The 26,908-nt window shown below is 30.1% G+C and carries 27 protein-coding genes, 1 tRNA gene and 1 other annotated feature; of the genes, 24 read left to right on the plus strand and 4 right to left on the minus strand.

Annotation, left to right across the window (positions count from 1 at the left end):
- The first annotated feature begins 12 nt into the window (after positions 1-12).
- The 17 genes from ffh (at position 13) to EK368_RS05735 (ending at position 13,425) form a co-directional block, all read left to right on the plus strand.
- A complete protein-coding gene (ffh, locus tag EK368_RS05655; protein WP_129597305.1) occupies positions 13-1,359 on the plus strand; it encodes a signal recognition particle protein in 1,347 nt (448 codons plus the stop codon).
- A gap of 33 nt (positions 1,360-1,392) precedes the next feature.
- Positions 1,393-1,662, plus strand: coding sequence for a 30S ribosomal protein S16 (rpsP, locus tag EK368_RS05660; RefSeq protein ID WP_129597307.1), 270 nt, complete (start codon positions 1,393-1,395; stop codon positions 1,660-1,662).
- A gap of 24 nt (positions 1,663-1,686) precedes the next feature.
- Complete coding sequence (locus tag EK368_RS05665) at positions 1,687-1,917, plus strand: KH domain-containing protein (protein WP_053956977.1); 231 nt, start codon at positions 1,687-1,689, stop codon at positions 1,915-1,917.
- A 123-nt stretch (positions 1,918-2,040) separates the two neighbouring features.
- Positions 2,041-2,550: a ribosome maturation factor RimM gene (rimM, locus tag EK368_RS05670; RefSeq protein ID WP_129597309.1), complete on the plus strand. Its 510-nt coding sequence runs from the start codon at positions 2,041-2,043 to the stop codon at positions 2,548-2,550.
- Positions 2,547-3,290 (plus strand): tRNA (guanosine(37)-N1)-methyltransferase TrmD, encoded by a 744-nt coding sequence (gene trmD / locus EK368_RS05675; protein WP_129597311.1) that lies wholly within the window; start codon positions 2,547-2,549, stop codon positions 3,288-3,290. Before rimM ends, trmD begins: the two co-directional genes overlap by 4 nt.
- A gap of 102 nt (positions 3,291-3,392) precedes the next feature.
- Entirely contained in the window at positions 3,393-3,704 is a 312-nt protein-coding gene (rplU, locus tag EK368_RS05680) for a 50S ribosomal protein L21 (protein WP_129597313.1), read from the plus strand.
- A gap of 14 nt (positions 3,705-3,718) precedes the next feature.
- Positions 3,719-4,048: a ribosomal-processing cysteine protease Prp gene (locus EK368_RS05685; protein WP_129597315.1), complete on the plus strand. Its 330-nt coding sequence runs from the start codon at positions 3,719-3,721 to the stop codon at positions 4,046-4,048.
- A 5-nt stretch (positions 4,049-4,053) separates the two neighbouring features.
- The gene (gene rpmA, locus EK368_RS05690) at positions 4,054-4,353 is read left to right on the plus strand and encodes a 50S ribosomal protein L27 (protein WP_129597317.1); all 300 of its coding nucleotides are present in this window, start codon (positions 4,054-4,056) and stop codon (positions 4,351-4,353) included.
- A 103-nt stretch (positions 4,354-4,456) separates the two neighbouring features.
- The gene (gene obgE / locus EK368_RS05695) at positions 4,457-5,734 is read left to right on the plus strand and encodes a GTPase ObgE (RefSeq protein WP_129597319.1); all 1,278 of its coding nucleotides are present in this window, start codon (positions 4,457-4,459) and stop codon (positions 5,732-5,734) included.
- 26 nt (positions 5,735-5,760) lie between these two features.
- Positions 5,761-6,054 carry a ribosome assembly RNA-binding protein YhbY gene (gene yhbY / locus EK368_RS05700; protein ID WP_129597355.1) on the plus strand — a complete coding sequence of 98 codons (294 nt, stop codon included), beginning with the start codon at positions 5,761-5,763 and terminating at the stop codon, positions 6,052-6,054.
- Between the two features lie 129 nt (positions 6,055-6,183).
- The gene (gene nadD / locus EK368_RS05705; RefSeq protein ID WP_129597321.1) at positions 6,184-6,837 is read left to right on the plus strand and encodes a nicotinate-nucleotide adenylyltransferase; all 654 of its coding nucleotides are present in this window, start codon (positions 6,184-6,186) and stop codon (positions 6,835-6,837) included.
- A 22-nt stretch (positions 6,838-6,859) separates the two neighbouring features.
- Positions 6,860-7,426: a bis(5'-nucleosyl)-tetraphosphatase (symmetrical) YqeK gene (gene yqeK / locus EK368_RS05710; RefSeq protein WP_129597357.1), complete on the plus strand. Its 567-nt coding sequence runs from the start codon at positions 6,860-6,862 to the stop codon at positions 7,424-7,426.
- Positions 7,427-7,439: 13 nt separating this feature from the next.
- Entirely contained in the window at positions 7,440-8,702 is a 1,263-nt protein-coding gene (locus tag EK368_RS05715; protein WP_165000335.1) for an LCP family protein, read from the plus strand.
- 134 nt (positions 8,703-8,836) lie between these two features.
- Positions 8,837-9,838 (plus strand): calcium/sodium antiporter, encoded by a 1,002-nt coding sequence (locus EK368_RS05720; RefSeq protein ID WP_129597325.1) that lies wholly within the window; start codon positions 8,837-8,839, stop codon positions 9,836-9,838.
- A 35-nt stretch (positions 9,839-9,873) separates the two neighbouring features.
- Positions 9,874-10,224 (plus strand): ribosome silencing factor, encoded by a 351-nt coding sequence (gene rsfS / locus EK368_RS05725; protein WP_129597328.1) that lies wholly within the window; start codon positions 9,874-9,876, stop codon positions 10,222-10,224.
- A 42-nt stretch (positions 10,225-10,266) separates the two neighbouring features.
- Positions 10,267-10,443 (plus strand) — a binding site (T-box leader).
- A 117-nt stretch (positions 10,444-10,560) separates the two neighbouring features.
- On the plus strand, positions 10,561-13,020 hold the full coding sequence (leuS, locus tag EK368_RS05730) for a leucine--tRNA ligase (RefSeq protein ID WP_129597330.1): 2,460 nt from the start codon (positions 10,561-10,563) through the stop codon (positions 13,018-13,020).
- Positions 13,021-13,041: 21 nt separating this feature from the next.
- Positions 13,042-13,425 carry a RidA family protein gene (locus EK368_RS05735; RefSeq protein ID WP_129597332.1) on the plus strand — a complete coding sequence of 128 codons (384 nt, stop codon included), beginning with the start codon at positions 13,042-13,044 and terminating at the stop codon, positions 13,423-13,425.
- 26 nt (positions 13,426-13,451) lie between these two features.
- Here the strand turns inward: EK368_RS05735 and EK368_RS05740 are convergent, their stop codons facing one another.
- Positions 13,452-14,519, minus strand: a complete 1,068-nt coding sequence (locus EK368_RS05740) for a pyridoxal-phosphate-dependent aminotransferase family protein (protein ID WP_129597334.1) — start codon at positions 14,517-14,519, stop codon at positions 13,452-13,454.
- 1 nt (position 14,520) lies between these two features.
- Positions 14,521-15,801, minus strand: coding sequence for a D-alanyl-D-alanine carboxypeptidase family protein (locus EK368_RS05745; protein ID WP_129597336.1), 1,281 nt, complete (start codon positions 15,799-15,801; stop codon positions 14,521-14,523).
- 169 nt (positions 15,802-15,970) lie between these two features.
- Here EK368_RS05745 and EK368_RS05750 point away from each other — a divergent pair, with 169 nt between their 5' ends.
- Positions 15,971-16,567, plus strand: coding sequence for a helix-hairpin-helix domain-containing protein (locus EK368_RS05750; protein ID WP_129597337.1), 597 nt, complete (start codon positions 15,971-15,973; stop codon positions 16,565-16,567).
- 49 nt (positions 16,568-16,616) lie between these two features.
- A complete protein-coding gene (gene selD, locus EK368_RS05755) occupies positions 16,617-17,657 on the plus strand; it encodes a selenide, water dikinase SelD (protein ID WP_129597339.1) in 1,041 nt (346 codons plus the stop codon).
- Between the two features lie 19 nt (positions 17,658-17,676).
- Here selD and EK368_RS05760 read toward each other — a convergent pair whose 3' ends face one another.
- Complete coding sequence (locus tag EK368_RS05760) at positions 17,677-19,098, minus strand: alanine/glycine:cation symporter family protein (RefSeq protein ID WP_129597341.1); 1,422 nt, start codon at positions 19,096-19,098, stop codon at positions 17,677-17,679.
- Between the two features lie 315 nt (positions 19,099-19,413).
- The gene (locus tag EK368_RS05765; protein ID WP_129597342.1) at positions 19,414-20,790 is read right to left on the minus strand and encodes an alanine/glycine:cation symporter family protein; all 1,377 of its coding nucleotides are present in this window, start codon (positions 20,788-20,790) and stop codon (positions 19,414-19,416) included.
- A 220-nt stretch (positions 20,791-21,010) separates the two neighbouring features.
- Between EK368_RS05765 and selA the strand changes: the two genes are divergently transcribed.
- The 5 genes from selA (at position 21,011) to EK368_RS05790 (ending at position 26,646) form a co-directional block, all read left to right on the plus strand.
- Positions 21,011-22,432: an L-seryl-tRNA(Sec) selenium transferase gene (selA, locus tag EK368_RS05770; RefSeq protein ID WP_129597344.1), complete on the plus strand. Its 1,422-nt coding sequence runs from the start codon at positions 21,011-21,013 to the stop codon at positions 22,430-22,432.
- Between the two features lies 1 nt (position 22,433).
- On the plus strand, positions 22,434-24,329 hold the full coding sequence (gene selB, locus EK368_RS05775) for a selenocysteine-specific translation elongation factor (RefSeq protein WP_129597345.1): 1,896 nt from the start codon (positions 22,434-22,436) through the stop codon (positions 24,327-24,329).
- A gap of 63 nt (positions 24,330-24,392) precedes the next feature.
- Entirely contained in the window at positions 24,393-25,091 is a 699-nt protein-coding gene (locus EK368_RS05780; RefSeq protein ID WP_129597347.1) for a response regulator transcription factor, read from the plus strand.
- Between the two features lie 52 nt (positions 25,092-25,143).
- The gene (locus tag EK368_RS05785) at positions 25,144-26,472 is read left to right on the plus strand and encodes a sensor histidine kinase (RefSeq protein WP_243109368.1); all 1,329 of its coding nucleotides are present in this window, start codon (positions 25,144-25,146) and stop codon (positions 26,470-26,472) included.
- A gap of 77 nt (positions 26,473-26,549) precedes the next feature.
- A tRNA-Sec gene (locus tag EK368_RS05790) sits at positions 26,550-26,646 on the plus strand.
- Positions 26,647-26,908: the final 262 nt, after the last annotated feature.

Here is a 26,908-nt window from a genome sequence, read left to right on the forward strand (position 1 = left end):
GGAGGTGGAAAAGTGGTTTTTGAAGGATTAGCAGATAAGCTTCAAGATGCACTTAAGAAGCTAAAAAGCAAAGGAAAACTTACTGAAAAAGATGTTAATGAAGCTATGAGAGAAGTAAAACTTGCACTTTTAGAAGCAGACGTTAACTTTAAAGTAGTTAAGGATTTTATTAACAAAGTAAAAGAAAGAGCTGTCGGAGCAGAAGTAATGGAAAGCTTAACACCAGGACAGCATGTAATAAAAATTGTAAATGAAGAATTAACTGCTCTTATGGGTATAACTCAAAGTAAATTGACATTTTCTTCTAAACCACCGACTGTCTATATGTTGGTAGGACTTCAAGGAGCAGGAAAGACAACTACTGGAGGAAAACTTGGTGGATATCTTAAAAAAATGGGTAAAAGACCATTATTAGTTGCAGGAGATATTTATAGACCTGCTGCCATCAAACAGTTACAAGTAGTCGGGAAACAGTTGGATATTCCAGTGTTTTCTATGGGAGATAAAGTAAGTCCTGTAAACATTGCAAAAGCAGGAGTAAATCATGCCAATCAACATGGAAATGATATAGTGATTATTGATACAGCTGGTAGACTTCATATAGATGAAGAATTGATGGATGAATTAGAAAATATAAAAAAAGAAGTAAATCCTCAAGAAATCCTTCTTGTAGTAGATTCTATGACAGGTCAAGATGCAGTCAATGTAGCAGAGCATTTTAATGAGAAATTAGGCATAGATGGAGTTGTTCTTACTAAATTAGATGGAGATACAAGAGGAGGAGCAGCCCTTTCTGTTAGAGCTGTCACCCAAAAGCCTATCAAATTTGTAGGGATGGGTGAAAAATTAGATGATTTAGAACCATTTTACCCAGAACGAATGGCGTCTAGAATATTAGGTATGGGAGATGTGCTGAGCTTAATTGAAAAAGCACAAGCTAATTTTGATGTTCAAAAAGCAAAGGAACTTGAAAAAAGAATAAAAAATCAAGAATTTTCCTTTGACGATTTTTTAGATCAGTTACAACAAATGAAGAAAATGGGACCTATGAGTCAATTGTTAGAGATGATTCCAGGAATCAATAGCAAACAATTAAAAGGTTTGCAAATTGATGAAAAAGAATTAGTTCATATTGAAGCTATGATTCAATCTATGACTAAAAAAGAAAGAAACGATCCAAGTATTATTAATGGAAGTAGAAGAAAGAGAATTGCAAAGGGCAGTGGAATGACTGTAAATAAAGTAAATAGTTTATTAAAACAATTTGCTCAGACAAAAAAAATGATGAAACAATTCTCGGGGATGGAAAAAAGCATGAAAAAGGGTGGAAAAATGAAATTTCCATTCTTTGGAAAATAAATTCAAACTTACTATTGAAGGAGGTGAAGATCAATGTCAGTAAAAATCAGATTAAAAAGAATGGGAGCTAAAAAGAAGCCTTTCTATAGAGTTGTAGTTGCAGATTCTCGTTCACCTAGAGATGGAAGATTCATTGAAGAGGTGGGTTACTATAATCCTGTAGTTGAACCAGTAGTAGTAAAAATCGATGATGAAAAAGCTATTAAATGGTTACAAAATGGCGCTCAACCAACTGATACAGTAAAAGGACTATTCAGAAAATATGGTGTTTTAGAAAAATTTGAACAGTCTAAGAAAGCATAGTGAGGCTTTCAGGGGGTGTAAAGCATGGGTGAATTAGTAAAAACTATTGCGAAGGCTTTAGTGGATAACCCTGATGAAGTATGTGTTACTGAAATAGAAGGAAGTCAATCCTTGATTGTGGAACTAAAAGTTGCTCCAGAAGATATGGGGAAAGTTATAGGAAAACAAGGTAGGATTGCAAAAGCAATAAGAACTGTAGCAAAGGCTGCTGCTACGAAAGAAAATAAAAGAGTAGTAGTAGAAATCATTCAATAATGTAAAAAGGATTAGGGGATACCTAATCCTTTTGTAATATAAAGATGAATTTCGATAGGAATATGCGAATTTTTAGAATCTTATCCTTTGAAGTGGGTAATATATAAGAAAAAGGGTGATGTAATGGTCAAATTATTTAAAGTGGGGCAAATTGTAAATGTTCAAGGAATTCGTGGAGAAATAAGAGTGTATCCTCTTACGGATTATAAAGAAAGATTTGAGGAATTAGAATTTGTATATATAGATGACTCTGATAAAAAGTTTTATATTGATCATGTAAAGTATAAAAACAATTTAGTTATTTTAAAGCTAAGAGGAATAGACGATCGAAACGAAGCACAAAAGTATAAAACCAGATATTTAATGATTGATGAAGAAGATAGAAGAGATTTGCCTGAAGATACTTATTATATTTCAGATTTAATAGGGATTAAGGTTTATACTCAAGATGAAGTATTCATTGGAAATATTAAAAATATCATACAAAATACAGCTCAAGATGTCTATGAAATAGAAGATGTAAAAAATCCTAAAAAAACAATATTGATTCCTGCTGTAGGTGAATTTGTTAAAGAGGTAGACATAGAAAAAAGAATCATGACCATTGCGACTATTGAAGGGTTGATAGAATGAAAATAGATATTTTAACTCTCTTTCCAGATATGTTTGTACCATTAACTGAAAGTATTATTGGAAGAGCTATAGAAAAAAATATAGTAAATATCAATACAATTAATATAAGAGATTTTAGTGTAGATAAACATAAAAAAGTAGATGATTATCCTTATGGTGGAGGTGCAGGAATGGTTATGACCCCTCAACCTATTTATTCTGCAATGGAGCATATTCATGCACAAGGTAAAAGAGTTATATATATGTCTCCTAAGGGAAAAACATTTAATCAAAAGATAGCAATGAATCTTTCAAAAGAAGAAAATTTGATTTTTTTATGCGGACATTATGAAGGAATTGATCAAAGAGTTATTGATACTTGGGTAACAGATGAAATATCTATAGGAGATTATGTACTTACAGGAGGGGAATTGCCTACAATGGTCATGATAGATACAATTTGTAGGTTGCTTCCTGGAGTTTTAGGACAAGAGGAGTCTTATATGGACGAATCTTTTTATAATGGGCTTTTAGAATATCCACAATATACAAGACCAAGTGTTTTTTTGGATGTTAAGGTACCAGATATACTTTTATCTGGAAATCATAAAAAAATTGCAGAGTGGAGAATGCTGGAATCTTTTAAGATGACAAAAAGAAATAGGCCAGATTTATTTGAAAAATATATACAAGAAAAAAATTTAAGTAAAGAAGAAAAACATTTTATAAATATGATTTTGGGAAATAAAGTTGACTTTTAAGAACAATTGTGATATCATACTAATCTGTAGGTAGCCGCACAAATCGGGTTTTAAAACTTTGTTACCTAGTATTTGGCGAGTCTGGTTAGAGGAGGTGTAATTATGTACGCAATCATTGAAACAGGTGGAAAACAATATAGAGTACAAGAAGGAGACACTTTATTCATTGAAAAGTTAGAAGTGAGTGAAGGAGAAGCTATTGAATTCGATAAAGTATTAGCTCTATCAAAAGACGGAAAATTATCTGTTGGAGCACCAGTTGTAGAAGGAGCGAAAGTTTCTGCTACTGTAGTTGAAAATGGAAAAGGCCCAAAAGTTATTATATTCAAATATAAAGCCAAAAAAGACTACAGAAAGAAACAAGGACATCGTCAGCCTTATACAAAAATTAAAGTTGAAAAAATTAATGGATAAAGGTCGTTTTATAAATGATTTCTATTTCTATTAAAAGAAACTTTAAAAAAGAAATAATTGCCTATTCAGTAATAGGACATGCAAACTCTGCTGAATATGGAAAAGATATTGTTTGTGCAAGCATTTCTATTCTTGCACAAACTACTATTCTGTCACTTCATGAATTATTAGGTATAGATGTTACTTATGAGATCAAAGATGGATATTTATATTGTGATATTCCTTTATTAACAAATGATTTAAGACAGAAGGCAGATTTAATTTTAGAAACCATGGTCATTGGAATGAAAGGGACGAAAGAGTCTTATAAACAGTATATAAGTTTTGTAGAAGAGGAGGTGTAGAGGATATGTTATTTCAAATGGATCTTCAGTTATTTGCGAGTAAAAAAGGAGTAGGTTCTTCTAAAAATGGTAGAGATAGTCAATCAAAAAGATTGGGTGTAAAAAGAGCAGATGGACAATTTGTAAGCGGCGGAAGCATACTTGTTCGTCAAAGAGGAACAAAAATTCATCCTGGAAACAATGTAGGTATAGGTGGAGATGACACTCTTTTTGCAAAAATTGACGGAGTTGTTAAGTTCGAAAGAAAAGGAAAAGACAAAAAACAAGTAAGCGTATATGCAAGAGAAGTTGCAGTTGCAGAATAATTTAAACCCATGCTTGACAGCATGGGTTTTATAATATGTAAATAATAAATAAAAATTTGGAAATAATAAAAGAACGAATAAGCTGAAATTTAAGGGTGATGATATGTTTGTAGACAAAGCGAGGATTTTTATAAAAGGTGGAAAAGGTGGAGACGGTGCTGTCTCTTTTAGAAGAGAAAAGTATATTCCTGCAGGAGGCCCAGATGGGGGAGATGGAGGAAGAGGCGGATGTGTAATCTTTATCGTAGATGAAGGATTAAGAACATTGATGGATTTTAGATATCAAAAAAGATATATAGCTGAAAATGGTGAAAGTGGAAAAGCAAAAAAGCAATTTGGAAAAGATGCAAAGGATCTGATTATAAAGGTTCCGCCAGGGACGATTGTCAGAGATGAAGAAACAGGAAAAATTATTGCAGATTTAGTAGAAAATGGACAAAAGGCAGTTGTTGCAAAAGGTGGAAAGGGTGGAAAAGGGAATGTTCACTTTACTACCTCTACGAGACAAGCTCCAAATTTTGCTGAAAGTGGAAATGTTCCAGAAGAAAGATGGATAATTCTTGAATTAAAACTTTTAGCAGATGTAGGATTAGTAGGATTTCCTAATGTAGGTAAATCTACAATTTTAGCTACAGTAACAAGTGCAAAGCCTAAAATTGCAAATTATCATTTTACAACAATAACACCTAATTTAGGGGTAGTATCCATCAATCAAAATAGTTTTGTATTAGCAGATATTCCAGGGCTTATTGAAGGAGCTCATGAAGGAGTAGGTCTGGGATTAGAATTTTTAAGACATGTAGAGAGAACAAAACTTTTGATTCATGTAGTAGATATTTCTGGAGTAGAGGGAAGAGATCCTTATGATGATTTTTGTAAAATTAATGAAGAATTAAATCAATATACAAAGAGATTATCACAAAAACATCAAGTGATTGCTGCTAATAAAATAGACATTCTTTCTGATGAAAGTATATACAATCATTTTAAAGAAAAAATGGAAAAAGAAGGTCATCAAGTATTTCCTATTTCTGCTGCAACAGGTAAGGGATTAAAAGAATTAATGAGTTATGTAGCAAATAAATTAGATGAAATAGAGGAAATTCCTTTTATCGAAGAAGATGAACTGTACAAAGAATATAAATTAACAGAAGAAGATAAAAAAGATATTATTGTTCGAAAAGAAAGTGATTATTATATCCTAGAAGGAAGAAGAATTGAAAAACTTTTTTATTCTACTAATTTTGAAGATATGGACTCGCTAAGATATTTTCAAAATTTCTTAATGAAAAATGGAGTAATAGATCAGCTTAAGGAATTAGGTATTGAAGATGGAGAGACGGTAAAAATATTTGATTTTGAATTTGAATTTTATGATTAATGGAGGTTTCAATGAAAAATATTGATATATTAACAGGAAAACAAAGAAGTTATTTAAAAAGTATTGCAAATGGAATTAAACCCATAGGACAAATAGGTAAAGGTGGAGTTACAGATAGCTTTATCAAACAATTAGATGATGCATTAGAAGCAAGAGAAATTATTAAAATTCATGTATTAGATAATAGTCTTTTAGATACGAAAGAAACTGCAAATGAAGTAGCAAAAAAGACAAATGCACATTTTGTACAAGCTATTGGAAATAAATTTGTATTATATAGACAAGCTAGAAAAGATCCACAAATACAAATACCAAAGTAAAAAAATCGAGTGTATACTCGATTTTTTGTATGTTAAAGTTTTTGATTTTTATTGTCAAAATTTGATAATCGTATATAATAGAGTTACGAAACAAAATATAATTTTAATAAATATTCTGGAGGAGAATATATGTCAACCGTACATGGATTAGATATTATTCAAAAGCCTAAAAAGGAGCATACAAAGATTGGAATCATGGGGGGAACCTTTGATCCTATTCACTATGGTCATCTTGTGATTGCAGAGCAAATCCGCTGTGAATATGATCTTGAAAAAATTATTTTTATTCCTGCAGGAATCCCTCCGCATAAAGTAGATTCTTGCTTAACGGATGGCAAGCATAGATATTTTATGACTCTTTTAGCTACAATTACAAATCCCCACTTTGAAGTATCTAAAATTGAATTAGAAAATAATGAAATATCTTATACAATTTGTACGATAGAGAAATTAAAAAAAATATACACAGAAGATACCAAGCTTTTTTTCATTACAGGAGCAGACGCTATTTGTGAACTAGGAACATGGAAAAATGTAGAAAGACTATCTATGTTATGCAATTTTATAGCTGCTACTAGACCTGGAATGAATGCTTCTTATGTAGATGAAAAAATTGAAGAATTGAAACAAAAATATGGAACCTGCATCAAAAAAATTGATTTACCAGCTCTTGCTATTTCCTCAACAGATATAAGAAATAGAGTTAGAAAAGGACAATCTGTTAAATATTTATTACCAGAAGCTGTTGAATATTATATTTATAAAAACAACCTATATATATAAAGAGGTGTAGAAGTTGATAGATATGAACAAAATTAAAGAAGAACTTAAAAATTCGTTATCTCATAAAAGATATATACACTCTTTAGGAGTAGAGGAAACAGCTATAAAGCTTGCTCGAATTTATAATGAATCCATTGAAAAAGCATCTATAGCAGGACTAATCCATGATTTGGCAAAAGATTTTTCTAATGTAGAATTATTGCATTATGCAAAAGATTTTGATATACTACACAATGATATATTTTCTTTTCATCCATCACTGCTTCATGGAATGGTTGGAGCAGAACTAGCAAAGAGAAAGTTTCATATTAAGGATGAAGAAATTTTAGATGCGATTCGTTTTCATACTACTGGAAAAAGAGATATGTCTATCCTTGAGAAAATTATTTATTTGGCTGATTATATAGAGCCTAATAGATCATTTCCAAAGGTAGAGGAATTGAGAAAGGTTGCTTTTTTAAATTTGGATGAAGGCGTGTTAAAGGCACTAGATCATACGATTCATTATATTGTACAAAAAGGAGAACTTCTACATCCGGATACTATTCATGCTAGGAATTTTCTTCTACTACAGAGAAAGTCATTTTGATAGGAGTGAGATTGTGAAGAGTTTTTTTAAAGTACTTATCATAGCTTTTACTTGCTTTACTATTGCTATGGTTACTGGAACTTATATATTTTTAACTGATATTAGCAAGGGTCAAAGTTATAGTGATGAAAAAATTACCAATGAAGATACGCCGCCAGAAAAAAAGGAAAGAGTAAATGTATTAGTTGTAGGAGTAGATGCTAAAGATAAAAAATCTAGTGAAAAAGCTAGAACGGATACGATTATGTTAGCAAGCTTTGATCCTGATACAAAGAAGGTAGATGTCATTTCTATACCTAGGGATACAAGGACATTAATTAGAGGAAGAAAAGGACAAGATAAAATTAACCATGCGCATGCTTATGGAGGCATAGATCTTTCTATGAAAGCTGTAAAAGATCTTTTGGGTGTTCCTGTCCATTATTATGTTAGAATAAATTATACAGGAGTAGCAAAAATTATAGACGATATAGGTGGAGTAGAGGTAGATGTACCTATTAACATGAATTATTATGATCCAAAGGCAGATCCACCATTAAGAATCAATCTTAAAAAAGGGAGACAAGTATTAGATAGTGATAAATCTATGCAATTTTTAAGATATCGAAAGGGCAACAATGGTGGAGGATATCCAGATGGAGATATTGGAAGAATTAATGCTCAGCATAATTTTTTAACGGCATTATCAGATAAATTGTTATCACCTAAAACAATTGTAAGGTTACCTAAATTATTAAGTACTTTTACTACTTATGTAGATACAAATATGCCAGTTTCACAGATGACCTCTTATGCAATGTACGCCAAAGATATAAATAGAGAAGATATTCATATGGTTACTATTCCAGGAGTTCCAAAGATGATCAATGGAATTTCTTATTATGTACCTGATATGAAAAATACAGAAAAAATGATACAAGAAATATTTAGTGGAAATTATAAGACAAAAGAAAGCATAGATCGTGTAGAGACAAATGATGGTGATCAAAATAAGAATAAAAAGAAGGTTACAGTTGAAGTTTTAAATGGTTCTAACATTAATGGATTAGCGACCAAGATAGGTAATCAATTAAAAAAAGAAGGCTATGATGTTATTAAAGTAGGAAATGTAGACGGAATTAAGTATGCTAAAACTCATATTTATGATAGGAAGAATAAAGAATCTGAAGCAAAACATATTGCAAAACTCTTAGGAGTCAAACAAGTAGAAAGTGATATTCATACAGATGCAAAAGTAGATATTACTATTATAGTAGGAGAAGATATGAAACAATAGCTGAAATATTTCAGCTATTGTTTCATATTAAATAAAAATTTATATATTTAGAATGTAGTTTTATTTTTATTTGTAATATCTAACCAATTATTTTTGTATATATATAGTGATATAAAAAGAATTGGGAGGATATTATGGAAAACTTAATTATTTTTGGATTGTTTTTAATAGGATTAATTATGATCATTAAAGGAGGAGATTTGTTTGTAGATGCAGCAGTAGAAATTGCTATAGTTACAGGAATACCTCCTATTTTAATAGGAGCAACTTTGGTCAGTTTAGCTACTACTTTGCCAGAATTTTTTGTATCTACAATTGCCACATTAAAAGGTCACCCAGAAATGGCTGTAGGAAATGCATTAGGGTCAACCATATGTAATATAGGTTTTGTATTAGGAATTTGTTCGTGTATTTCTCCCATAGCTATAAGAAGAAGATTTTTTAGCATGAAAGGGTTTTTGATGATTGCTTCTTTAGCTTGTTTTTATGGATTTGCAATAGATAAAGTAATTTTAAAAAAGGAAGGGTTGATACTGCTATCCTTTATCATTATATATATCATTATAAATATAGTAGAAGTGAACTATAAAGGATCTAAAACTTCAACTTATTCACATAAAAATATAAATAAAAAAAATATATTTTTTAATGGTATGAAATTTATTTTAGGAGGTTTTTTAGTTGTATTAGGGGCAAGACTATTAGTAGATAATGGGGTAGAAATAGCTAAGATTTTTCATGTTCCTGAGCAAATTATAAGTCTTACATTGATTGCGTTAGGGACTTCTTTACCTGAATTAGTAACATCAGTTACTGCTACTCTAAAGGGTCATGAAGGAATATCCGTTGGAAATATAGTAGGTGCCAATTTTTTAAATATGACTATGGTATTAGGAACTTGTTGTATGATTCCTAAAAATGGATTATACTTATCTACTAGGGATATAACCTTTTTAAATAAAAGTCTTTTAAATGTTCCTCAAACTTTAGTATTTGATATTCCATTTTCTCTTCTTTTAATGAGTATATTGGTATTATGTGGAACAATGAAAAAACAAATTGATAGAAAACATGGAATGTTACTGTTTACAATATATGTAGTATATATAGGATTATTAGGTGCAATTTCTTTGTAAACATTATTATAAAAGATATAATTAGGAGGTTTCATATGAATACATCTAGAAAAATTGCTTGTGATGTTGCAAAATATATAGATGACAAAAAAGGCCAGGATATTCGCATCTTAGATATTAAAAATATTTCTAGTTTTGCAGATTATTTTGTTATTACTCATGGAAGTTCAACAAGACAAGTAAAAGCTATAGCAGATGAAATACAAGATCAATTAGGTAAAAAAGGGATCGTACTGGATCATAAAGAAGGATATCATGAAGGTAGATGGATTTTATTAGATTATATTCAAGTAGTAGTACATATTTTTATAGAAGAAGAGAGAAGTTTTTATGATATAGAGAGAGTATGGAAAGATGCTACTGTAGTAGATATTGACAATCTGTAAAAAAGCATTTATAATAATGATAAAATTCTATCTAAAATGATCATTAAATAGGTAAAGAGAAGTAGTAAAAAGGAAAGCTTTTTCAGAGAGTCGATGGTAGGTGTAAATCGATAAAGATACCTTTTGAACTTGCCTCTATGAATGTTACCTATAGTAACCAATGAAGAGGACAATATTTGTCAATTAGGGTGGTACCGCGGGGGAATCCTCGTCCCTATACAGGGATGTGATTTTTTAGCGGTATTTTTTATTGATTAGGAAACTATATAAATGAATAAATTGTGGATAATTTCAGTACATAAAATATTATATTAAAATATATAGGAGGAAATGCATATGACAAGATATAACTTTAATGAAATTGAGAAAAAATGGCAAGATCATTGGGAAGAAAATAAAATATTTCAAACCAGTGAAAATGAAAAAGAAAAATATTATGCATTAGAGATGTTTCCATATCCATCAGGAAAGCTTCATATGGGACATGTAAGAAATTATTCTATTGGAGATGTAGTAGCTCGATTTAAAAAAATGAAAGGGTATAATGTGCTACATCCTATGGGATGGGATGCATTTGGACTTCCAGCTGAAAATGCTGCTATTAAACATGGGATTCATCCAAATGAATGGACATGGAAAAATCTTGAAGAAATGCGTGATCAATTAAAACAATTAGGGATTAGTTATGATTGGGATCGAGAAGTGACTACTTGTCATCCAGATTATTATAAATGGACTCAATGGATTTTCTTACAATTTTATAAACATGGTTTAGCCTATAAAAAACAATATCCAGTAAATTGGTGCCCTTCTTGTGAAACAGTTTTAGCAAATGAACAAGTAGTTGGAGGAAAATGTGAACGTTGTGATAGTGTAGTAGGAAAAAAAGATTTAGATCAATGGTATTTTAAAATTACAGATTATGCAGATCGTTTATTAGAAGATATAGATAAGTTGGAAGGTTGGCCAGAAAAAGTAAAATTGATGCAAAAAAATTGGATTGGAAAAAGTGTAGGAGCAGAGGTAGATTTTTCTATTGATGAACATGAAGAAAAATTAAAAGTTTTTACAACGAGGCCAGACACTATTTATGGTGTAACTTATATGGTATTAGCACCAGAGCATCCGTATGTATCTCAATTTACAAAGGGTACTAAATATGAAGAGGAAGTAATAAAGTTTAAAGAAAAGCTTCAACATTTATCAGAAATAGAAAGAACAGCTACCAATGTAGAAAAAGAAGGCTTATTCATAGGAAAATATGCAATTAACCCTGTAAGTGAAAAGAAAATTCCTATCTATATTGCTAATTATGTATTAATGGATTATGGAACAGGAGCAGTCATGGCAGTACCTGCTCATGATGAAAGAGATTTTGAGTTTGCAAAAAAATATGATCTTCCTATTATTCCTGTTATAAAGGGAAAAGATGAAGAAATAAAAGAATTAAAAGAGGCTTATGTTCATGAAGGTGTTATGATCAATTCTGATTTATTTAATGGAGTAGATAATAAAGAGGCCCTTGTAAAAATTTCTGAATATCTTGAAGAAAAAGGATTAGGAAAAAAAACTATTAATTTTAGATTAAGAGATTGGTTGATTTCAAGACAACGATATTGGGGAACTCCTATTCCAATGGTTCATTGTCAAGAGTGTGGAGTGGTGCCTGTACCTGATAAAGATTTACCTGTAACTCTTCCAACAGATGTAGTTTTTTCTGGAAAAGGAGAATCACCGCTTACAACAAGTAAGGAGTTTGTTTATACAGATTGTCCAAAATGTGGTAAAAAAGCAAGAAGAGAAACAGATACAATGGATACTTTTGTAGATTCTTCTTGGTACTTCTTAAGATATACAGATGCAAACAATCAAGAAGAAATATTCAAAAAAGATAATGCAAAATACTGGATGGGAGTAGACCAATATATAGGCGGAGTAGAACATGCTATTTTGCATTTATTATACGCTAGATTTTTTACAAAAGTACTTTATGATTTAGGATATTCTCCTATAGAAGAACCATTTGATAATCTTTTGACACAAGGAATGGTATTAAAAGATGGAACAAAAATGTCAAAATCTAAAGGAAATGTAGTTAGTCCAGAAGAAATCATAAAAACATATGGAGCAGATACAGCAAGATTATTTATTTTATTTGCAGCACCACCAGAGAGAGATCTTGAATGGAGTGATACTGGAGTTGAAGGATGCTTTAGATTTTTAAATAGAGTATGGAGAGTAGTAGATGAATTAAAAGATTTTATTGGAGATGAAAAAGAAATAGGTATTTTAACAAAGGAAGACAAAGATTTAGAATATATGATTCATACAACCATTAAAAAAGTTACAGAAGATATTGAAGAAAGATTTAACTTTAATACAGCTATTAGTGCTATAATGGAGTTAGTAAATGAAATTTATAAATATAAAGAATTAGGAGAAAATTGTAATAAGCCTTTATTAAGACAAGGACTAGAAACTATGATTATTTTATTATCTCCTTTTGCACCTCATATGACAGAAGAATTATGGAACAATATAGGACATGAACGTAGTGTCTATGAAAATATGTGGCCAACTTATGATGTTAATGCTACTGTAAAAGATCAAGTAGAAATGGTTATTCAAATCAATGGAAAAGTGCGTGATAAAATAGAAGTTTCAGCAACAGCTACAAAAGAAGAATTAGAAAAAGAAGCACTTTCTAATGAAAAAATTAGTGCATTGATTGAAGGAAAAAAACTGATTAAGGTAATTGTAGTTCCTAAAAAATTGGTAAATATTGTAATAAAATAAATAAATTTTAGGAGGGGTATTATGGAAAAAGCTATGATTCATACGAATAACGCTCCAGGGGCAATAGGACCTTATTCACAAGCGGTAAAAGTAGGGAATTTTGTATTTACATCAGGGCAACTCCCTGTAGATCCTAAAACAGGAGAATTGATAAGGGGAGATATTCAAAAGGCAACAAAACAATCTCTTGAAAATGTATCAGCTATTTTAAAAGAAGCAGGTACAAGTATGGACAATGTTGTAAAAACTACTGTATTTATTAAAGATATGAATGAGTTTTCAAAAATAAATGAAGTATATGCACAGTATTTTTTAAATGATAAACCAGCTAGATCTTGTGTAGAAGTAGCAAGACTTCCAAAGGATGCTGATGTTGAAATAGAAGTTGTAGCTTTAATCAAATAAAAATGGTGACCAAGTGGTCACCATTTTTATTTGATTATTTTTTCTATAATGGAAAGGAGTGTCTGTATTTCTTCTAGAGTAGTTTCAGCCATATGACCAATTCTAAAAGTTTTTTCTTTCAGATTTCCATATCCATTAGAAATAACATATCCATATTCAGATAATTTTTCATTTAGTTGTGCAACAGAAATGTTTTTTGTATTTTTAATAGTAGTGACAGTATAAGAAGCATAGTCTTCATCTGCAAATAAATCAAAATTTTCTTTTGCCCATTGTTGTACATAATTTGCCATTTGTTTATGACGAGTAAATCTATTTTCTAATCCTTCCTTTAAAATTTTATCTAATTGATAATCAAGAGCAAACATATGAGATAAAGAAGGTGTTGAATGGTATTGATAATCTTTCTTTTGAATATATTCATATAATTTTAAAAGATCAAGATAAAAACCTCTATTTTTTACTTTTTTAGCAGCTTCTATAGCCTTTTGAGAGATAGAACAAATACTCATTCCTGGAGGAAGTCCTAAACATTTTTGAGTAGAGGCAATACATATATCTACACCTAAATCATCTACATTTATGTTTACACCTCCGAGAGAACTTACTGTATCTAGGCAAAATATTACTTCTGGATATTTTTTTATGACTTGAGAGATTTCTTCCATAGGATTCATAATTCCAGTAGAAGTTTCATTATGAGTAATAGTAATCAAATCATATTTTCCAGTAGATAAAACTTCATCTACTTGTTTTGGAGAAGTTGGTTTTCCAAGTTCAGATGAAAAAAGATCTGCTGTGATTCCGTTTGCAATAGCCATTTCATACCATTTATGGCCAAAAGCTCCTACTGAAAATATAGCAGCTCTATTTCTTGTACAAGATCGTACGGAAGCTTCCATAAGCCCACTACCAGAAGAGGTAGAAAGAAGAATTTCATTATTTGTATGCATTAGTGTTTTCATTTTTTCAGAAATACTTTTTTGTAAAATAGATGCATCTTTGCTTCTGTGGCCAATCAGAGGAGTCGCCATTTTGAGAAGTACATCTTTTGATACATTTACAGGTCCTGGAATAAAAAGTTTGTGAGTCATACTATAACCTCCTTGTTAAATTTCTTTTTCTTTTTTTTATACGTTTTATGGTGATAATCGTTCTAAAAATTAAAAAAACAATGAATAAAAAAAGCAAAACATATAATATAATTTTGACCCAAGAAAAAGAATTGATTTTTTCTATAGAAACAGAATCTGATGCAACAAGTGGAATACTTCCTAAAATATTACCACTTGTTGTATAAGTAATATTTCCTAAAGATTGTCCTTTTTCAATAGGTGCTTTAATATCCTCATTTAGTTTTATGATTTGGTTAAGAGAACCTAATTCTTTATCTTTTGGAATAGCTTTGTATAAAGACGACTTTGTTAACAAATCTATGCTTTGTTTGGTACCATTTTTAATAGGTATAGATTGAATTTTTTCTCTAGCATCTATAATTTTTGTAAATTTAAAATGATCAAATCCATAGTCAATAAGCGTTCTTGAATCGATATATATATTTTTTCCTTCCGCTTTTAAAACTACACTAATAAGGCGATGATTATTTTGTTTTGCTGAAGTTACTAAACATTGTCTAGCTGCAACCGTATATCCTGTCTTGATTCCTTCTATTATATCATATTTGATGTTTACGTAGTTTTCTTGATAAAGTATTTTATTACGGCTACCTGTTCCCCAAAGGAATCGATTAGAATTATAAAGATGACGAGTTTCTTCTTGTTTATTCGTAGGTGGGAGATCATAATTTACAGTTTTCACAATTTCTCTAAACTTAGGTATTGTCATAGCATGTTTAGCAATCATAGCTAAGTCATAAGCAGTACTAAGATGATCAGGATCTGGAAGACCATTAGGATTTATAAAATGTGTGTGCTTTGCACCTAGTTCTTTTGCTCTTTTGTTCATGAGTTTTGCAAAATTTTCTACACTACCAGAAATATGTATTGCTAATGCAACAGCAGCGTCATTTGCAGAATTAACAAGTAATGCATAAAGAAGTTGTTCAACAGTAAATTCTTCACCTTCTATAATATAAATTCTACTTCCACCTGTAAAAGGAGAATCTTTGTCGATGATTACCTTATCATTAAGATTTGTTTTTTCGAGTGTTAAAATAGCTGTCATTATTTTTGTTGTACTAGCAGGATACATGGGAGTATGAGCATCTTTTTCATATAATATATCACCTGTAGTTCCATCTATTAAAATACCACTTGGGGCTGTAATAATAGGATCAGGATTTACTGATTCGCAAAAACTAATAGATAAGTTTGAACATATAAGTAAGATAACAAGAAATAGAGTTTGTTTTTTCATAATTCCACCTCGAATGAAATATTAAAATTTAGTTTATTAATTTATAGGAATGAAGGGTTACTTTATTAGTATAACAAAAAATAAAGAAAAACTTAATAAAAATTTTATTTTGTTATAAGAAACCATAAAAATGAACAATCTATCCATAGAATAATAAGGAGGGAATTTTATGGATAAATTTAAAAAAAAAGAAAGTATTCTTTTAGGAGTTTTGATAGTAGGAATATTTTTGATAGGGATCTATACACATGTGAACAAATCACAAGAAATCATTATTGAGGAAAGTATACAAAAAAATTTAGAAGATACGAAACAGGATGAAGAGGAAGATGAATGGATTATGGTAGATGTTTGTGGAGAAGTAGAACTTGAGGGAGTAGTAAAGATAAAAAAAGGAGATCGAATGATAGATGCGATTACAATTGCAGGAGGCTTAAAACAAACAGCAGATCGTAAAAAAATAAATATGGCTAAAAAATTATCGGATGGCGAGCAGGTGTATATTCATAAAATGGGTGAATATATGGATAAAAGTGATTTGTTAGAAAACCAAGATAAAAATTCAGATCATCAAAAATTAAATATCAATACAGCATCATTAACTGATTTGCAATCCTTAGATGGAATAGGTGCATCTTTAGCACAAAGAATCATGGATTATAGAAATAAAAATGGTAATTTTAAAAATATAGATGATCTAATGAATGTATCAGGAATTGGAAAGAAAAAATTTGAAAATATTCAAGATCAAATTTGTATTTATTGAATTTGTAGAATAAATATGATAACATCATTCATAATAAGGGGGTGTAGGGATGACAATTCATAAGAGTTTAACACAAATGAGTAGATCATCAGGATGAGCGGCAAAAATTGGTCCTGAGACCTTGGCACAAGTATTGTGTCATTTACCAAAAGTAGAAGATAAAAACCTTTTAATAGGATTAGATACTTCTGATGATGCAGCAGTATACAAGATTAATGATGATTTAGCCATTATACAAACACTAGATTTTTTTACTCCAGTTGTAGATGATCCTTATATGTTTGGTCAAATTGCAGCAGCAAATTCTTTAAGCGATGTATATGCCATGGGAGGAATACCTTTACTCGCTATGAATATAGTTTGTTTTCCAACTTGTCTATCAATGGATGTACTAACTGAGATTTTAAAAGGAGGAGCAGATAAGGTAAAAGAAGCAGGAGCTTTGTTAGTAGGAGGACATAGTGTAGATGATAATGAACCTAAATACGGACTTTCTGTAACTGGAACTGTATCTCCTAATGAAGTAATGGGAAATCATACTGCAAAACCAGGGGATGTATTGATTCTTACTAAGCCTTTGGGGACTGGTATTTTAAATACAGCTATAAAAGCAGAAATGCTTTCAAAAGATTTAATAGATCATACCATGAAAGTTATGTCCAGCTTAAATAACGTAGCAGGAGAAGGAATGAAAAAAGTAGGGGCAAATTCCAGTACAGATATAACAGGATTTGGATTTTTAGGACATGCTTATGAAATGGCAAAAGCGAGTGGTGTAACTTTAGATATTTATAGCGAAAAAGTACCTGTCTTAAAAGGTGCTATAGAAAATGCAAGTATGGGTTTAATTCCTGCAGGAGCATATAAAAATGCAGCTTATATCAATGATCATGTATTCTTTGAAAAAAATGTAATACCTTATATGAAAGATATTTTGTTTGATCCTCAAACTTCAGGAGGATTATTGATATCATTACCAAAAGAAAATGCAAAAAAATTAGAAGAATTTTATAAAGAGAATTTAACTACTGAATTTGCTATTGTAGGAGAAGTAAAGTCTAAAGAAGATATATATATAAAAATAAAATAAAGTACCTTAATAGGGTACTTTATTTTATATAATATTTTGTATTATGAGAAGGTCTATAAAAAACAGGGTTTTTAATATTTTTTTTATATTCGTATTTTTTTGTTATGTGAAAAATCATAGGGCCTAAAGCAATAAGGGCAATTAAATTTGGAATAGCCATAAGGCCATTTAAAGCATCAGATAAGTTCCATACAATGTCTAATCTTACTATAGATCCTATAAAACAGGAAAAAATCCAACACCATTTGTAAATGTTAATAGCTTTAACACCTGCAATATACTCAAGACATTTAGCTCCATAGTAATACCAACCTAAAATAGTAGAGAAGGCGAAAAAAATCAATCCAAAAGAAATAGTAAAAGCACCTAGATTAGGAAGTGATGAATTAAAAGCAACAGTAGTTAAAGCAGCACCAGAAAGGTTATCAGATATCATCATAAGACCATTTTTGTCTATAGAAATAAGACCAGAAACTAAAATAACTAAAGCTGTCATAGTGCATATAATTAATGTAGCAAAAAAACATCCTAATGAACTAATAAGACCTTCTTTGATAGGATCATTATTTTTAGATGCTGCATGTATAATAGGAGAACTTCCAAGACCTGCTTCATTTGAAAAGATTCCTCTAGCTACCCCCATTCTAAGAACAGCTCCAATAAATCCACCACTTACAGCTTTTCCATTAAAAGCGTTAGAAAAAATCAAATAAAAAGCTTTTGGAATCATATGATGTTGATTGATTAATATTACTAAAGAACCTAATATATAGATGATACCCATAGTAGGAACAAGTTTATCAGTAATTTTTGCAATACTTTTGATACCTCCTATAATAACTATTCCAGCAGTAATACTTAGAATAATTCCACATATGTAAGGTGATAAGCCCATGGACGCTTTTAAAGAAGAAGCAACTGAATTTGCTTGAACTAAATTACCAGTACCAAAAGAAGCAAAAAATCCAAATACAGCAAATAAGTATCCAAGCCAATTCCAATTTCCTCCATACCTTTCTTTCATACCCATACTTGCATAATACATAGGACCACCAGATTTTTCACCTTTTTCATTTGTAATTCTATATCGGATTGCAAGAAAGGCTTCACAAAATTTGGTTGCCCCACCAATAGCCGCAGTAATCCACATCCAAAATATAGATCCAGGACCTCCGATAGAAATAGCAGTAGCAACACCTGCTATATTACCTGTACCAATAGTTGCAGCTAGAGAAGTCATAAGTGCTTGAAAAGATGAAATATCACCATTTTCTTTATTTTCTTTTGAAAATAACATCTTAAATGCATATCCTAGTTTTCTAAATTGAATTGCACGTGTTCCAATAGTAAGGAATACACCTGTTCCGACTAGAAGAAGAATCATTATAGGCCCCCATACAAAGTTTCGAATCATACTAATAAAGCCATTTATGGCTTCCATAAAAAAACCTCCTTTTTTTATTTTATAAAAAATCTTATATTTTGGATCATGTTAGAGTGAAAAGAATTATAACTATGTTGAGTAACAGAAATTTTCAGTGAAATGAGAAATTTTGAAAGGTATTTATTAAAAAATTTCATAGTATACTTTATATATTTATTTACAAGTATACAATAAAGCAAAAATAGATTCAAGAAAATTTTGAAACATAAGAATATTTTAAAAATAAAAGCAACTAAAAAAGGTAAAGCCAACTTTTTTTGGTTTTACCTTTTAAAAGATAGAATATGTTGAATTAATAAATAATAAAAGTGTTTAATTAAGTTGTTTTTGTTTTTTTTCATATTCCTTAGTCATATGAAAGATCATAGGACTAAGTCCAATAAGTGCAATTAAGTTTGGAATAGCCATTAATCCATTAAAGGCATCAGATAAATCCCATACGATATCTAATTTTGCAATACAACCTACAAAGCATAACAAAATCCAAAACCATTTATAAATTTCAACAGCTTTAATACCAGCAATATATTCTAAACATTTAGATCCATAATAATACCATCCTAATATTGTAGAAAAAGCGAAAAATATTAATCCAAAGGATACAATAAAACCTCCAAATCCAGGAAGAGACTTACTAAAAGCAGTAGTAGTTAAGGCTGCGCCTGTAAGGTTATCTTGAATAAACATAATACCATCTTTTCCAATATTCACAAGTCCAGATATTAAAATAACTAAAGCAGTCATAGTACAGACTACTAGTGTGTCTAAAAAAGAACCTAAAGAACCGATAATACCTTGACGGATAGGATCATTTGTAGTAGATGCTGCATGAGCAATAGGAGCACTTCCAAGACCTGCTTCATTTGAAAATACACCCCTAGCTACTCCCATACGAATAACTGTACCTATCAATCCTCCACCTACAGCACTTCCTGTAAAAGCATTTGAAAAAATCAAAGAAAAAGCTGTAGGAATCATAGATACTTTGCTAAATAATATGATCAAAGCACCAATTACATAGATAATAGACATAGCAGGAACCATTTTTTCTGTAACACTACCTATGCTTTTGATTCCTCCTACTATTACTAAACCAGTACATATTGCAATAATAATTCCAGATACAAAATAAGGCAGTCCCAGTGAAGTATTTAAAGAAGATGCTACAGAGTTTGCTTGAACCATATTTCCAATACCAAAAGAAGCCACTACTCCAAAGAAAGCAAATATCCATCCAAGCCATTTCCAATTTCCACCATATTGATCTTCCATGCCCATACTTGCGTAATACATAGGACCACCAGATTTTTCTCCTTTTTCATTTGTAATCCTGTATTTAATAGCCAGTACAGCTTCGCCATATTTTGTAGCCCCACCAACTGCTGCAGTTACCCACATCCAAAATATAGAACCAGGACCCCCAACCGCAATAGCTGTTGCAACTCCAGCGATGTTACCAGTTCCTATAGTTGCAGCCATAGAAGTCATGAGTGCTTGAAAAGCTGAAATGTCTCCATCATCACACTCGTCTTTTTCAAAAAGAAGCTTAAAAGAAGTTTTTAATTTTCTAAATTGAATAATTCGTGTTCCTACAGTAAGAATAAAACCAGTACCTACTAATAATACAATCATAATAGGTCCCCAAGCAAAATTAGCGATTGTACTTATGAGATGAGTGATTGATTCCATATAATAACCTCCTTTTTTAAATAATATTCCTTATTATTATTATAAAAGAAATTTTTAATTTAATCAATAAATTTTCAGAAAAATTAAAAAAATCTGAAAATTGATAAGAAAAACATATAAAAAAATCAAAGGTAAATATTTCTAAATAATATGTTATAATTTAAAATAACTAGAGATAATAATGAAAATTGTGCAAAATGTAAAAAATGGAGGCGTTTTTATGTCTACTAAGAAAGAAATGATGGCATCTATTCCTAAAGTAGATCACCTGTTAAGCGAAGTAAAAATTCAAAATTTATTAAAGAAAGGACCGAGAAGCATTGTTATTGAAAGTATTAGAGAATCTTTGGATGAGATTCGAATAGAAATATTAGAGTGTGACGATCATCATTTTAAAAATTTTTCTATAGATTATGAAATATTGCAAGAAAAAATTATTCGAAAAGTAAAAGAAAAAAAGAGAATGAATCTAAAAAGAGTAGTAAATGCAAGTGGAGTGGTGTTACATACCAATTTAGGCAGAGCACTACTTAGTGAGTCTATAAAAGAAGAGGTGTGGAACATTGCTTCAAATTATTCTAATTTAGAATATGATATAAAGCTTGGAAAAAGAGGGTCAAGATATGCTCATGTTGAAAATTTGCTTACCAAATTGACAAAAGCGGAGTCTGCACTTGTAGTCAATAATAATGCAGCAGCAGTATTTCTTGTATTAAACACTTTAGTAAAGAATAAAGAAATCATCGTATCTCGTGGACAGCTTGTAGAAATAGGAGGCTCTTTTCGAGTTCCAGATGTAATGGAGCAAAGTGGAGCAAATTTAGTTGAAGTGGGAACGACTAATAAAACTCATCTGGATGATTATGAAAAAAATATTACAGAGTATACAGGAGCTTTATTAAAAGTACATACAAGTAATTATAAAATTCTAGGTTTTACACAAGATGTAGATTTAAAAGAACTAGTGCAATTGGGAAAAAAATACAATATTCCGGTTGTTGAAGATATAGGTAGTGGAGCATTAATAGATTTTTCCAAATATGGATTATATAAAGAGCCTATTGTTTATGAAAGTATTATGAGTGGTGCAGATATTGTAACCTTTAGTGGAGATAAATTATTAGGTGGACCACAAGCAGGAATAATTATAGGAAAGAAAGAATACATAGATAAAATGAAAAAAAATCCATATACAAGAGCATTTAGAGTGGATAAATTGACATTAGCTGCCTTAGAAGCTACTTTAAAAATTTACTTAGATGAAAAAAAAGTTATAAAAGAAATTCCAACTCTTTATATGTTAACCATAACACGAGAAGAGATTGATAAAAAGGCAAAAAAATTGTATAATCTTTTAAATGAAAATATAAAGGATTGTCAAATAGAAAAGATAGATGGATTTTCTCAAGTAGGAGGAGGATCTATGCCTCTTGAGACACTTCCTACAACTTTAATTAGAATAAAGTGTAGAGGACTTTCGCCTAATGAATTTGAGTATTTTCTTAGAAATTATGAAATACCGATCATTACAAGGATTCATGAGCATCATATTATTTTAGATGTACGTACAATCCATGAAGATGAATTTTTGATTATTTTAAAAGGAATAAAGGCTGTATTGTCAAGGAGAAGAGGTGCATAGTGTGGGTCATATCATTATAGGTACAGCTGGACATATAGATCATGGAAAGACTACTTTAATCAAAGCATTAACAGGGGTAGATGCAGATCGTTTAAAAGAAGAAAAAAAGAGAGGAATTACCATTGAATTGGGCTTTGCTCATTTTTCATTACCTAGTGGAAAAACAGCAGGAATTATAGATGTACCTGGACATGAGAGATTTATTAAAAATATGCTTGCAGGAGCTTTGGGAATAGATATTGTATTATTAGTAATAGCTTCAGATGAAGGATTTATGCCTCAAACGCAAGAACATTTAGATATTCTTTCATTATTAGAAATAAAAAAAGGAATTATAGTACTTACAAAGATAGATTTAGTTAATAAAGATTGGTTAAATCTTGTTAAAGAAGAAGTTAGAGAAAGAATAAAGGGAACTTTTATTGAAGATGCACCTATGGTTTGTGTATCTGCTACAGAAGGAGAGGGGCTTAAAAAGCTTATACAAATTGTAGATGAAATGACCAATGTTACAGATGTAAAGGACATTCATCGTTCATTTAGACTTCCTATTGACAGAGTTTTTTCTATAGCAGGTTTTGGAACGGTAGTTACAGGAACACAGATGGAAGGAATTGTTCATGTGGGAGATCTTATTATGCTATATCCTCAAAATATACAAATAAGAGTAAGAAATTTACAAGTACATGGAAAAAGTGTAGACACATCTTATGCAGGGCAAAGAGTTGCTATAAATTTAGCGAATATAAAAAGGGAAGAAATTTTTAGAGGAAATGTTTTAGCACAAGTAAGTTCTATGGAACCTTCTATGATGATGGATGTAAGAATTGATTTATTAAAACATACAAAGAGGATTCTCAAAAATAGAGATCGAGTGAGACTTTATCATGGAACAAGTGAAATTTTATGTAGAATTGTTTTATTAGATAAAGAAGAATTAAATCCAGGAGAGAGTTCATATGCTCAACTTCGCTTAGAAGAAGAAATTGTAGCAAAAAGAGGGGATCATATAGTGATTCGTTTCTATTCTCCGATGGAGACCATTGGGGGAGGACGTATTCTAGAAGCAAATCCTATCAAACACAAAAGATTTAAACAAGATACTATTAAAATGCTTCAAACAAAAGAAGAAGGTAAAAATGAAGATATTGTTGAAGAAATAGTGAAAAGATTTAGCAGTAAGTTTGAAAATATTGATTTTTATAAAATACAAACAGGAATGAGCAAAGAACAAACTTTAAATATTATTGAGCTGCTGGTGAAAAAAAATGTTTTGATCAAATTTCTGGAAAATACCATATTGCATATATCTTATGTAGAAAAAATAGAAGAAAATATAATTCATATTCTTAATGAATATCATTATAAGAATCCTTTGAAGTTTGGAATGTTGAAAGAAGAATTGAAAAATAAAATATTAAATCAAATAAAATCAAAACTGTATGATGAAATAATCCTATATTTTATACAAAAAAAGACAATACAGCAATATAATCATTTTATTGCTCTTTATGATTTTAAAATACAATATACAAAAGAGCAGGAAAAAATAAAAAATCAAATAGAAAAAATTTATTTGGAAACCCCTTTTAAGATGCCTTCTACACAAGAATTATTTAAAAATATAAAAAATCAAAAACAATACGAACAAGTGTTATATGGTATGATAGATGTAGGAACTTTAATAAAAGTAGATGAAGATATACTCATACATGTAAAAAATTATAATAAAGCTATAGAAATGCTGAAAAATTACATAAAAGAAAATGGAGCTATCACTCTTGGTGAATTTAGAGACCTCCTAAATACTACAAGAAAATATGCCCTACCTATTTTGGAAATTTTTGATCAGAAAAAAATTACAAAGAGAGTAGGCGAAAAAAGAGTACTACAGTAGCTACCTAGGAAGGTAGCTATTTTATATAAAATGAAATAACAAATATATAAAAGAGGTGTATTTATGAGCTATAAATTATTGATTGTAGATGATGAACCTATTATATTAAAAGGACTACAATATAGTTTGAAGCAAGATAATTATATGATTGATACAGCTATAGATGGAGAAGAAGCTCTAAATAAAGCACTAAAGAACGAATATGATTTGATTATACTAGATCTTATGCTTCCTAAAATAGATGGTTTAGAGGTCTGTAAAAAAATAAGATATAATTCCACAGTGCCTATTATTATTTTAACAGCTAAAGGAGAAGACTCTAGTAAAATATTAGGTTTAGAATATGGAGCAGATGATTATCTTACAAAGCCATTTAACATATTAGAATTAAAGGCGAGAATTAAAGCTATCTTAAGAAGAGTAAGTGTAAAAGAACCATTGTCTACAAATATCATAGAGATAGATGAATTCATAATTAATACATTAGGGAGAAAAGTGTTTTTAAAAAATCAAGAGATTAACTTAACAGCTAAGGAATTTGATTTGTTTATACTTTTGACTATGAATCCTAACAAAATATATAGTAGGGAAGAATTATTAGAAGTCATTTGGGGATATGAATATTTTGGAGATTTAAGAACAGTAGATGTACATATTAGAAGATTGAGAGAAAAAATAGAGCCAAATTCTAGCAAACCAGAATACATACGAACAAAGTGGGGAGTGGGTTATTATTTTAAATCCAAAGATAAAATTTATTAGTATAAGGTGGAAATTAGTTTTTACCTATTTACTATTAAATGTAATTACCCTCTTGCTAATTAATTCTTTTGTTAGTGAAGTGATTCGATTCAATAGTGTTTATGAAAAAAAGATGCATTTGATTTCTCAAGGAAAGATTATGTCGTCTTATGTCAGTAATTATCAAACTGGAAGAATTAGTAACGATGAAATTATAAGTCTTATGGATGGATATAGTAAAGAATTAGGAGTTAGGATTTTAATAGTGAGCAAGGACAGAAAAGTCCTTTATGATACGAGCAAAACTTCTATGGATACAAAAATAAGTAATTGGGAGATTGAAGAGTCTTTAAAGGGGAAAAGCGTTGCAAAAGAATATTCATCCAAGGAAAGAAGTATATATATTGCTATACCTATTTTATTTGAGAATGAGGTGTATGGGTCTATATTTATTTCCTCCTCATTAGAAGATGTTTATAAAAGTATTAGAGATATGAAGAGAAGATATTTTTATTTGTCTTTATTATGTTTATCTATTACAGGGTTTATTAGCTTTTTATTGGCACATGTAATTGCAACTCCTATTGAAAGACTTACAAAAAGTATAAATAAAATGTATCAAGGAGATTTAGAACAAAGAGTGGAATTAAGAGGACATGACGAATTAACAGATATGGCACGTGCTTTTAATTTAATGAGTACAAAGCTTTTTCAAGTAGATAAACAAAGAAAAGAATTTGTTGGAAATGTATCTCATGAACTTAGAACTCCTTTAAGTGCAATTAAACTTTTATCCCAATCTTTATTACATGAAGATATAATAGAGCCAAATACATATAAAGAATTTTTAAAAGATATCGTTTCAGAGGTAGATCGACTCAATAAAATTATAGAAAGTTTATTGTCATTAGTAGATATTGATAAAGAAAAATTAGAGGTAGAATATCAACTTACTTATATAAATGATTTGATAGAAAAATTAATTTGTACCTTAAAACCTTTGGCCAATGAAAAAAATATTTATATATCTTTTATTCATTTTGAAAAAATACAGATCAAAATTGATCCTATTAAGATGCAACAAGCTCTTACCAATATTTTATCTAATGCTATCAAATATACTCATAAAGAAGGACAAATTAAAGTTTTACTTTATGAGGAAGAACAAGAAGTAGTAATAAAAATTAAAGATAATGGAATAGGTATTCCAAAAAATAGTCTTCCTTATATTTTTGAAAGATTTTATAGAGTAGATAAAGCCAGATCAAGACAAACTGGAGGGACAGGATTAGGATTGTCTATATCAAAACAAATTATTGAACTGCATCAGGGAAAGATTGAAGTAAGTAGTGAAGAACATAAAGGAACTACTTTTAAGATACAGTTACCTTGCAATATATGAGAAATATGGGATAATTATCTTGACACTAAAACATCATATGTTATAATTGAGGAGTAAATATGAAAAAAATGTCATTTGGGAGTAGATGGGTGCTGGTGTGCCCTCTGGTCTTCAAAACCAGTTTGAGGAGTTAATAGCTTCTTAGGTGGGTTCGATTCCCACATACTCCCGCCAATTGAGCACATAATATTCTGAGTAAACTGACTTGAAAATTTATTCGTGATTTATTGACAAATAAAATGGGGTGTGTTATTATTTAGCTGTGTTTTGGCTAGGGTGTGTTTGAACTTAGTTGTTTAATTTTATTATGGACTGAGTATATTTTTAAAATTAAGGAATGAAGAATCTACTATAGAGGATCATTCCATTATTATTTTCCACTATACGAAATATATTTCGTATAGTGGAATGTAAAATTCAAACAAATAGAAAGCTT

The organism is Anaerophilus nitritigenes (assembly GCF_004138215.1).
Lineage (GTDB): Bacteria > Bacillota > Clostridia > Peptostreptococcales > Thermotaleaceae > Anaerophilus > Anaerophilus nitritogenes.

Excerpts from the sequence above, each read along its gene's own strand:
- trmD (WP_129597311.1), top strand. The coding sequence starts at position 2,547 with ATGAAAATAGATATTTTAACTCTCTTTCCAGATATGTTTGTACCATTA.
- rplU (WP_129597313.1), top strand. The coding sequence starts at position 3,393 with ATGTACGCAATCATTGAAACAGGTGGAAAACAATATAGAGTACAAGAA.
- EK368_RS05685 (WP_129597315.1), top strand. The coding sequence starts at position 3,719 with ATGATTTCTATTTCTATTAAAAGAAACTTTAAAAAAGAAATAATTGCC.
- nadD (WP_129597321.1), top strand. The coding sequence starts at position 6,184 with ATGTCAACCGTACATGGATTAGATATTATTCAAAAGCCTAAAAAGGAG.
- EK368_RS05765 (WP_129597342.1), bottom strand. The coding sequence starts at position 20,790 with ATGGAATCAATCACTCATCTCATAAGTACAATCGCTAATTTTGCTTGG.
- EK368_RS05720 (WP_129597325.1), top strand. The coding sequence starts at position 8,837 with ATGGAAAACTTAATTATTTTTGGATTGTTTTTAATAGGATTAATTATG.
- rimM (WP_129597309.1), top strand. The coding sequence starts at position 2,041 with ATGGTCAAATTATTTAAAGTGGGGCAAATTGTAAATGTTCAAGGAATT.
- EK368_RS05745 (WP_129597336.1), bottom strand. The coding sequence starts at position 15,801 with ATGAAAAAACAAACTCTATTTCTTGTTATCTTACTTATATGTTCAAAC.
- EK368_RS05750 (WP_129597337.1), top strand. The coding sequence starts at position 15,971 with ATGGATAAATTTAAAAAAAAAGAAAGTATTCTTTTAGGAGTTTTGATA.
- leuS (WP_129597330.1), top strand. The coding sequence starts at position 10,561 with ATGACAAGATATAACTTTAATGAAATTGAGAAAAAATGGCAAGATCAT.
- rsfS (WP_129597328.1), top strand. The coding sequence starts at position 9,874 with ATGAATACATCTAGAAAAATTGCTTGTGATGTTGCAAAATATATAGAT.
- EK368_RS05780 (WP_129597347.1), top strand. The coding sequence starts at position 24,393 with ATGAGCTATAAATTATTGATTGTAGATGATGAACCTATTATATTAAAA.
- rpmA (WP_129597317.1), top strand. The coding sequence starts at position 4,054 with ATGTTATTTCAAATGGATCTTCAGTTATTTGCGAGTAAAAAAGGAGTA.
- obgE (WP_129597319.1), top strand. The coding sequence starts at position 4,457 with ATGTTTGTAGACAAAGCGAGGATTTTTATAAAAGGTGGAAAAGGTGGA.
- EK368_RS05665 (WP_053956977.1), top strand. The coding sequence starts at position 1,687 with ATGGGTGAATTAGTAAAAACTATTGCGAAGGCTTTAGTGGATAACCCT.
- selA (WP_129597344.1), top strand. The coding sequence starts at position 21,011 with ATGTCTACTAAGAAAGAAATGATGGCATCTATTCCTAAAGTAGATCAC.
- EK368_RS05735 (WP_129597332.1), top strand. The coding sequence starts at position 13,042 with ATGGAAAAAGCTATGATTCATACGAATAACGCTCCAGGGGCAATAGGA.
- EK368_RS05740 (WP_129597334.1), bottom strand. The coding sequence starts at position 14,519 with ATGACTCACAAACTTTTTATTCCAGGACCTGTAAATGTATCAAAAGAT.
- rpsP (WP_129597307.1), top strand. The coding sequence starts at position 1,393 with ATGTCAGTAAAAATCAGATTAAAAAGAATGGGAGCTAAAAAGAAGCCT.
- EK368_RS05760 (WP_129597341.1), bottom strand. The coding sequence starts at position 19,098 with ATGGAAGCCATAAATGGCTTTATTAGTATGATTCGAAACTTTGTATGG.
- yqeK (WP_129597357.1), top strand. The coding sequence starts at position 6,860 with ATGAACAAAATTAAAGAAGAACTTAAAAATTCGTTATCTCATAAAAGA.